The organism is Rhodanobacter sp. FW104-R8, assembly GCF_001617365.1.
Taxonomy (GTDB): domain Bacteria; phylum Pseudomonadota; class Gammaproteobacteria; order Xanthomonadales; family Rhodanobacteraceae; genus Rhodanobacter.
In genome coordinates, this window is sequence record NZ_LVJR01000069.1 from 1 (window position 1) to 5,783 (window position 5,783).

At 69.2% G+C, this 5,783-nt stretch carries 7 protein-coding genes; 2 read left to right on the forward strand and 5 right to left on the reverse strand.

Features of this window, described 5'->3' with window-relative positions:
* Positions 1-397: 397 nt before the first annotated feature.
* Genes RHOFW104R8_RS11265 through RHOFW104R8_RS11275 form a run of 3 tightly spaced genes read right to left on the reverse strand, consistent with a single transcriptional unit; the run spans position 398 to position 3,506 of the window.
* The gene (locus tag RHOFW104R8_RS11265; RefSeq protein ID WP_068094763.1) at positions 398-1,114 is read right to left on the reverse strand and encodes a TVP38/TMEM64 family protein; all 717 of its coding nucleotides are present in this window, start codon (positions 1,112-1,114) and stop codon (positions 398-400) included.
* Positions 1,111-1,671 (reverse strand): nucleoside deaminase, encoded by a 561-nt coding sequence (locus tag RHOFW104R8_RS11270; protein WP_068094759.1) that lies wholly within the window; start codon positions 1,669-1,671, stop codon positions 1,111-1,113. The genes RHOFW104R8_RS11265 and RHOFW104R8_RS11270 overlap by 4 nt, the downstream gene beginning before the upstream one ends.
* Before the next feature lie 29 nt (positions 1,672-1,700).
* Entirely contained in the window at positions 1,701-3,506 is a 1,806-nt protein-coding gene (locus RHOFW104R8_RS11275; protein WP_068094757.1) for a glutamine--tRNA ligase/YqeY domain fusion protein, read from the reverse strand.
* Between the two features lie 107 nt (positions 3,507-3,613).
* Between RHOFW104R8_RS11275 and RHOFW104R8_RS11280 the strand changes: the two genes are divergently transcribed.
* Together RHOFW104R8_RS11280 and RHOFW104R8_RS11285 are read left to right on the forward strand one after the other, a co-directional pair.
* Positions 3,614-3,892: a DUF2007 domain-containing protein gene (locus RHOFW104R8_RS11280; RefSeq protein WP_068094751.1), complete on the forward strand. Its 279-nt coding sequence runs from the start codon at positions 3,614-3,616 to the stop codon at positions 3,890-3,892.
* A gap of 50 nt (positions 3,893-3,942) precedes the next feature.
* Positions 3,943-4,461: an adenine phosphoribosyltransferase gene (locus RHOFW104R8_RS11285; protein ID WP_068094748.1), complete on the forward strand. Its 519-nt coding sequence runs from the start codon at positions 3,943-3,945 to the stop codon at positions 4,459-4,461.
* 22 nt (positions 4,462-4,483) lie between these two features.
* Here the strand turns inward: RHOFW104R8_RS11285 and RHOFW104R8_RS11290 are convergent, their stop codons facing one another.
* Positions 4,484-4,990 (reverse strand): hypothetical protein, encoded by a 507-nt coding sequence (locus RHOFW104R8_RS11290; RefSeq protein WP_235604414.1) that lies wholly within the window; start codon positions 4,988-4,990, stop codon positions 4,484-4,486.
* A gap of 95 nt (positions 4,991-5,085) precedes the next feature.
* The gene (locus tag RHOFW104R8_RS11295) at positions 5,086-5,667 is read right to left on the reverse strand and encodes a DUF3501 family protein (RefSeq protein ID WP_068094742.1); all 582 of its coding nucleotides are present in this window, start codon (positions 5,665-5,667) and stop codon (positions 5,086-5,088) included.
* Between the last annotated feature and the right edge of the window lie 116 nt (positions 5,668-5,783).

Sequence of the window (5,783 nt, forward strand, 5' to 3'; positions counted from 1 at the left end):
ATCGGTTCAGGCGGTCAGTGATTGAGAGCGTCTATGACTGCAGCGGAGCGCAGAGGTTTCTCAACGGCCTGCTAGGGTTGCCGGTATTGTGCTGGGTGACCGACAAGCTTGTCCGTGTGCTGCATCACGGGCTAACGCCATGCCCGTCAGGAATATGGGATGTTCCCCCGGCAATGTCAATTTGCCGATCCACCGGTATTTGGCGGCATCCCAGCCCATTGCGCACGATCTTTCGGACTTGCCCAGCAAGGCGGCTTGGCGAGGTCCGGCGGGAGCGCTTCGGATCACACTGCGGCCCGGATCGGTTGCCGATCGCGCGGAATTTCCAGCGTCCGCAGGAAAGCCGTGGTGCCCCGGGTGTGCATGGTGTACCGGCCACCCCGAGGCGGCCGGGCATTCAGTCGATGCGCCGGGTTCCCCGCCGGCGGCGCCGGGTGACGCGCTCGATCAACAGCGGCAGCAGCGCGAGCAGAGCGATCGCCCCCAGCGGCAGCAGTACCTCGCGGTGCATGAACAGGTCCAGGCCGAAGCTGCTGGCATGGCTCATGGCGTCGCCGAGGCCAGCGCCGATCGAGGTTTCGAAAATCAGCGAAACGGTACCGCCCAGCCAGCTGGCGCCGAGGAACAGCCACAGCGGGCAGCGCAGCCAGGCCAGGCAGACGGTGACCAGGCCGAACGGCGCCACCGGCACGAAGCGCAGGAACAGGGTATAGCTCACCGGGTGGCGTTCGAAGCCGTGGTGCAGTTTCGCCACGATCGCCGGCGGCTGGCGGCTGCCGGCGCCGAACGCGTAACGGCTGGCCAGGAACAGGATCAGCGAGCCCAGGGTCAGGCCGATCGACGAGTACACGGTGGCGTCGACCACGCCGAAGGCGAAGCCGCCGGCCAGGATCACCACGATGGTGCCCGGGATGCCGGTGGCCACGGTCAGCGTCAGCAGGCCGGTGTAGGCCAGGCGGCTCAGCCAGGGGTGGTCGGCGATCTGCGCGTGCAGCTCGGCCTGGTGCGCCACCAGTTGCTGCGGCCCCAGCCGGTCCAGCGAGCCGGAGGCGAACAGCACGATGCCGGCCAGCACCAGCAGGATCAGCGGCAGCGCGGCGCGCCAGCGGTTCAATACGGCACGCCGGTGGCGCCATAGGTGGCCAGTACCTCGCGGGCGCGGGCGCGCAGGATGTCGCGGCGCACGGCGATGTTGCGGCGGGCCAGCTCGCCGATCCAGTCGGCCGGCAACGGACCCTCGTCGAACTCGGTGAGTTCCTCGACATCCTCGGAGCGCGCGCCGATCAGCAGCTCGTCGATGCCGGCCCACACGGTGGCGCCGTAGCACTGGCAGCACGGCTGCGAGCTGGTGGCCAGCACGTAATGGCCGCCGTCCTCGTTCAGCCGGTGCCGGCTCAAACGCTGCTGCGCGATCATGATCACCATCATCTCGGCATGCGCGACCGAACAGCTCTGCGGCAGTACGCGGTTGACGCCGACGGCGACCAGCCGGCCGCTGTGGCTGTTGAACACGGCGGCGCCGAACGGGCCGCCGCCGCCGCGCTCCACGTTGTGCCGCGACAGCTCGATCGCCAGGCCCACGCGCTCCTCGTCGCTCTGGTAACGCCGGTTGGTGTCGGCGACGTCGCCGATCCACGGCGGCAGGGTGAGATGGATTTGCAGCGGCAGCATGCCTTGGCTCCGTCAGTGGGCCGGCCCGCTTACTGGCCGGCCGGCTTGGCCCACACGTCGCGCAAGGTCACCGTGCGGTTGAACACCGGGGCGTCGGCGCGGTGGTCGACGCGGTCGGCCACGAAGTAGCCGAGCCGCTCGAACTGGAAGCGCCGCTCCGGCTCGACGCGGGCGGCGGCCGGTTCCAGCCATGCCCGCACCACGCGTTTGGCCTCGGGGTTGACGTGATCGAGCCAGCTCTTGCCATCCTCTTCGCTGTCCGGCGCGGGCACGCTGAACAGGCGATCGTACAGGCGCACCTCGGTGGCCACCGCATGCTTCGCGCTGACCCAGTGGACGGTGCCCTTCACCTTGCGGTCGGCGCCGGGCAGGCCGTGGCGGGTTTCCGGATCGAGCGTGCAGTGCAACTCGACCACGTTGCCGGCAGCGTCCTTGACGACCTGTTCGCACTTGACGATGCCGACGCCACGCAGGCGCACTTCGCCCTCGGGCTTCAGCCGGTGGAAGCCCTTCGGCGGCATCTCGGCGAAATCCTCGCGCTCGATCCATACCTCGCGGGCGAACGGCACCTCGCGCGTGCCGAAACTCTCGTCCTTCGGATGGTTCGGGAAGCTCAGGGTTTCCTCGTGGCCTTCCGGCAGGTTGGTGATCACCAGCTTCAGCGGGTCGAGCACGGCCATCCGGCGCGCCGCGGTGGCGTCCAGATCCTCGCGGATGCAGTTCTCCAGTACGGCGTAGTCGATCACGCTGTTCTGCTTGGAGACGCCCACGCGCTCGATCAGCAGGCGCAGCCCGGCCGGAGTGAAGCCGCGCCGGCGCAGGCCGCGCAGGGTGTTCATGCGCGGGTCGTCCCAGCCGTCCACGTGATGTTCGCTGACCAGTTGCGCCAGCTTGCGCTTGCTGGTGATGCAGTAGCTGAGGTTGAGCCGCGAGAACTCGATCTGGCGCGGCTTGGCCGGCTTCGCCTCCAGGCCCGCGGCGACCACCGACTGCCACAGTTCCGGATGGTTCGGCAGGTCCACCTTGTCCACGCACCAGTCGTACAGCGGGCGGTGGTCCTCGAACTCCAGCGTGCACAACGAGTGGGTGATGCCTTCCATCGCGTCGGACAGCGCGTGCGCGAAGTCGTACATCGGGTAGATCGGCCAGGCATCGCCGGTGTTCTGGTGGGTGACCTTGCGGATGCGGTACAGCGCCGGGTCGCGCAGGTTGATGTTGCCCGAGGCCATGTCGATCTTCGCGCGCAGCGTCTTGCTGCCGTCGGCGAACTCGCCGGCGCGCATGCGGCGGAACAGGTCCAGGCTCTCCGCGGCCGAACGCCCGCGCCAGGGCGAGTGGCGGCCCGGTTCGGTCAGCGTGCCGCGGTACTGGCGCATCTCCTCGGCGCTGAGGTCGTCGACGTAGGCCAGGCCGTCCTCGATCAGCTTGCAGGCGCTGCGGTAGAACACCTCGAAGTAGTCCGAGGCGTGGCGCAGCTCGTGCCAGTCGTAGCCCAGCCAGCGCACGTCGTCCTTGATGCCCTGGACGAACTCGGGGTCTTCCCTGCCCGGGTTGGTGTCGTCCAGGCGCAGGTTGCACCAGCCGCCGAACTCCCTGGCGATGCCGAAGCTCAGGCAGATCGCCTTGGCGTGGCCGATGTGCAGGTAGCCGTTCGGCTCCGGCGGGAAGCGGGTGTGGATCGCGGCGTGCCGGCCCGCGGCGAGGTCGTCGCGCACGATCTGCCGGATGAAATCCTGATGTGGAGTCGCCGAAAGCGGAGCCGCCTGTACAGGAGCCGCCTGCTGCACGGCGGCCGTCGGATGGGCGGGTGCGTTGGCGGGATTCTCGGTCGACATCGGACTCAGGCTCGCAAGCGGTGGCGGAAACACGCAAGTTTACCCTGTCGCCGCCATCGCCGCCGGGCAGCTTGCCCCGTGCGCCGCGGCGGGTTAGCGTGCCGGACATGCACGCCGTCTACCGCGCCGAGAACCTGTTCGATGCCCATCTGGTGAAGGATGCGCTGGAAGCAGGCGGCATCCCGGCGTTCATCGCCGGCGAATACCTCACCGGCGGGGTCGGCCAGTTGCCGGCGATGGATTACATCGCGGTGATGGTGCCCGAGTCGAGCCTGGCCGAGGCCGGCGGCATCGTGCGCGAGGTCGAGGCCGGGCTCGCCGAAGCCCGGCTGGCGATCGACGAGGCCGGCGACCTGCCCGACGGTCCGTGCCCCGCGCCCTGCTGAGTGGCGCCGGCCCTGTGGCCCGGGCGGTAGCCCCATTCCGAGGAAAACCGATGCAGGATTTCGCCGCACTGATCCGCGCCGTAGCGGATTTCCCCACGCCCGGCGTGACGTTCCGCGATGTCACCCCGCTGCTTGCCGATGCCGGCGCCTTTGCCCGCTGCGTCGATGCGTTGGCCGAGCCGTGGCACGGCGGCGGCGTGCAGGCGGTATGCGGGATCGAGGCGCGCGGCTTCATCTTCGGCGCGGCGCTGGCGCAGAAGCTGCACGCCGGTTTCGTGCCGCTGCGCAAGCCGGGCAAGCTGCCGCCGCCGGTGGTGACGGTGGACTACCAGCTTGAATACGGCAGCGACCGGCTGCAGGCGCAAGCCGGCGCGATCGGGCCGGGCGAGCGCGTATTGCTGGTCGACGACGTGTTGGCCACCGGCGGCACGCTGGTCGCGGCCGCGGCCCTGGTCGGCAAGCTGGGCGCCGAGCTGCTTGGCGCCAGCGTGGTGATCGAGCTGCCGGCGTTGCAGGGGCGCGCCCGCTGGCAGGGCGACGTGCCGCTGTATAGCCTGTTGCGTTGCTGAGGCGTCCGGCTGTGCCATGCCGTCACGGCGCGGAAATGTCGACACGCTCCACGTAGACCAGCTCGCAGGCGCCGGCGCCGGTGTCGTCGCGGGTCAGCGAGGTGTTCCAGTGCCAGCCGTCGGCGCGGCTGGCGTCGACCAGGAACCCTTCGAGGTGCACCAGCTGGCCCTGGCGTACCTGTTCGAGTTCGCGCTTCACGTCATCGTCGGCGGGAATCATGTGCATATTGGCGCTGGAGGTCTCGATCTCGCGGCGCGGGATCGGGAATGCCTTGACGTGCCAATGGTAGAAGCGGTCGGACTGCGTGATGTCGATGTCCGCCAGCACTGCGCTGTCGGACATGCGGCCCCAGCCGAGCGCGAGATCGAGCGGGATCAGCCCGGCGTCCGCACCCCGGGAATAGTCCTTGCGCGACAGCACGCGGGCGGTGATGTCGAAGTGCGCGCGGGTGGTGAGCGTGACGTCGCCGCGCTGCAGCTTGGCGCCGTCGTCGATATCGACCTGCGCGGGGGCGTCCGGTGCCAGCACGCCGGGCGGCGGATGCAGCGGTCGCCGATGCCACCACGAAACGCCGCCCCACAGCGCCAGCAGCAGGGCGGCCGCGAGCAGGAGCCGGCGCGCGCTCAGGCGAAGTCCGCCGCCAGGCTGTGGCGCTGGCCGGGCGTCAGCGCCACGTCGACCGGCATCGCCGGCAGTGTCGAGGCCAGCGTGACCGCCGCGCCGGCGCGCCAGTCCGCGATCATCGCGGGGGCGAGTTCGAAGCGCAGGAAGTGCACGGCGGCGGTCTTCTCCTCGTTGCTGCGCGCCATGTCCTCGTCGGCGATGGCGGTGACCGGGGCGTGGCCGTGCACGGTCAGCGCGATCGCATGCTCGATGTGGCGCAGGCGTACCAGCTCGCGCTTGCGCTGCCCGGCGTCGGCGTATTCGATGAGCATGGTGGCCTTGAGGTTGCTGCCGTCGGGGACCAGCGGATTGTAGGCGTCCAGCTCGTCCTGGATGCCGGCAGCCTCGAAGATGCGCTCGATGCGCAGCATTTCCTGCACCTGGTACTGCACGCTCAGGCGGTCCTCGAAGACCAGCGTGAGATGCTCGCCGAGGTGCACCGTGCGCTGCTGCTTGTGTGCCATTGCGCGGGCGCGGAATTCGCCGCGCTGCCGCGCGTAGGTTTCCAGGCTGAGCAGGTCGGCGCGGGTCAGCTTGTCCATGATTTCAGATCTGGAAAGAGTGAAGAGGGGCGAGAGAACCGGTAGATACTGTTATCGAGATCAAGCCCCATGAAGGATTGGGTCGAACGGTTTGCCGGACTTGAGGACGCCGAAGG

What these genes read in the sequence shown, in the direction of transcription:
- RHOFW104R8_RS11270 (WP_068094759.1), bottom strand. Translation starts at nt 1,671, where the DNA reads ATGCTGCCGCTGCAAATCCATCTCACCCTGCCGCCGTGGATCGGCGAC.
- RHOFW104R8_RS11280 (WP_068094751.1), top strand. Translation starts at nt 3,614, where the DNA reads ATGCACGCCGTCTACCGCGCCGAGAACCTGTTCGATGCCCATCTGGTG.
- RHOFW104R8_RS11275 (WP_068094757.1), bottom strand. Translation starts at nt 3,506, where the DNA reads ATGTCGACCGAGAATCCCGCCAACGCACCCGCCCATCCGACGGCCGCC.
- RHOFW104R8_RS11295 (WP_068094742.1), bottom strand. Translation starts at nt 5,667, where the DNA reads ATGGACAAGCTGACCCGCGCCGACCTGCTCAGCCTGGAAACCTACGCG.
- RHOFW104R8_RS11285 (WP_068094748.1), top strand. Translation starts at nt 3,943, where the DNA reads ATGCAGGATTTCGCCGCACTGATCCGCGCCGTAGCGGATTTCCCCACG.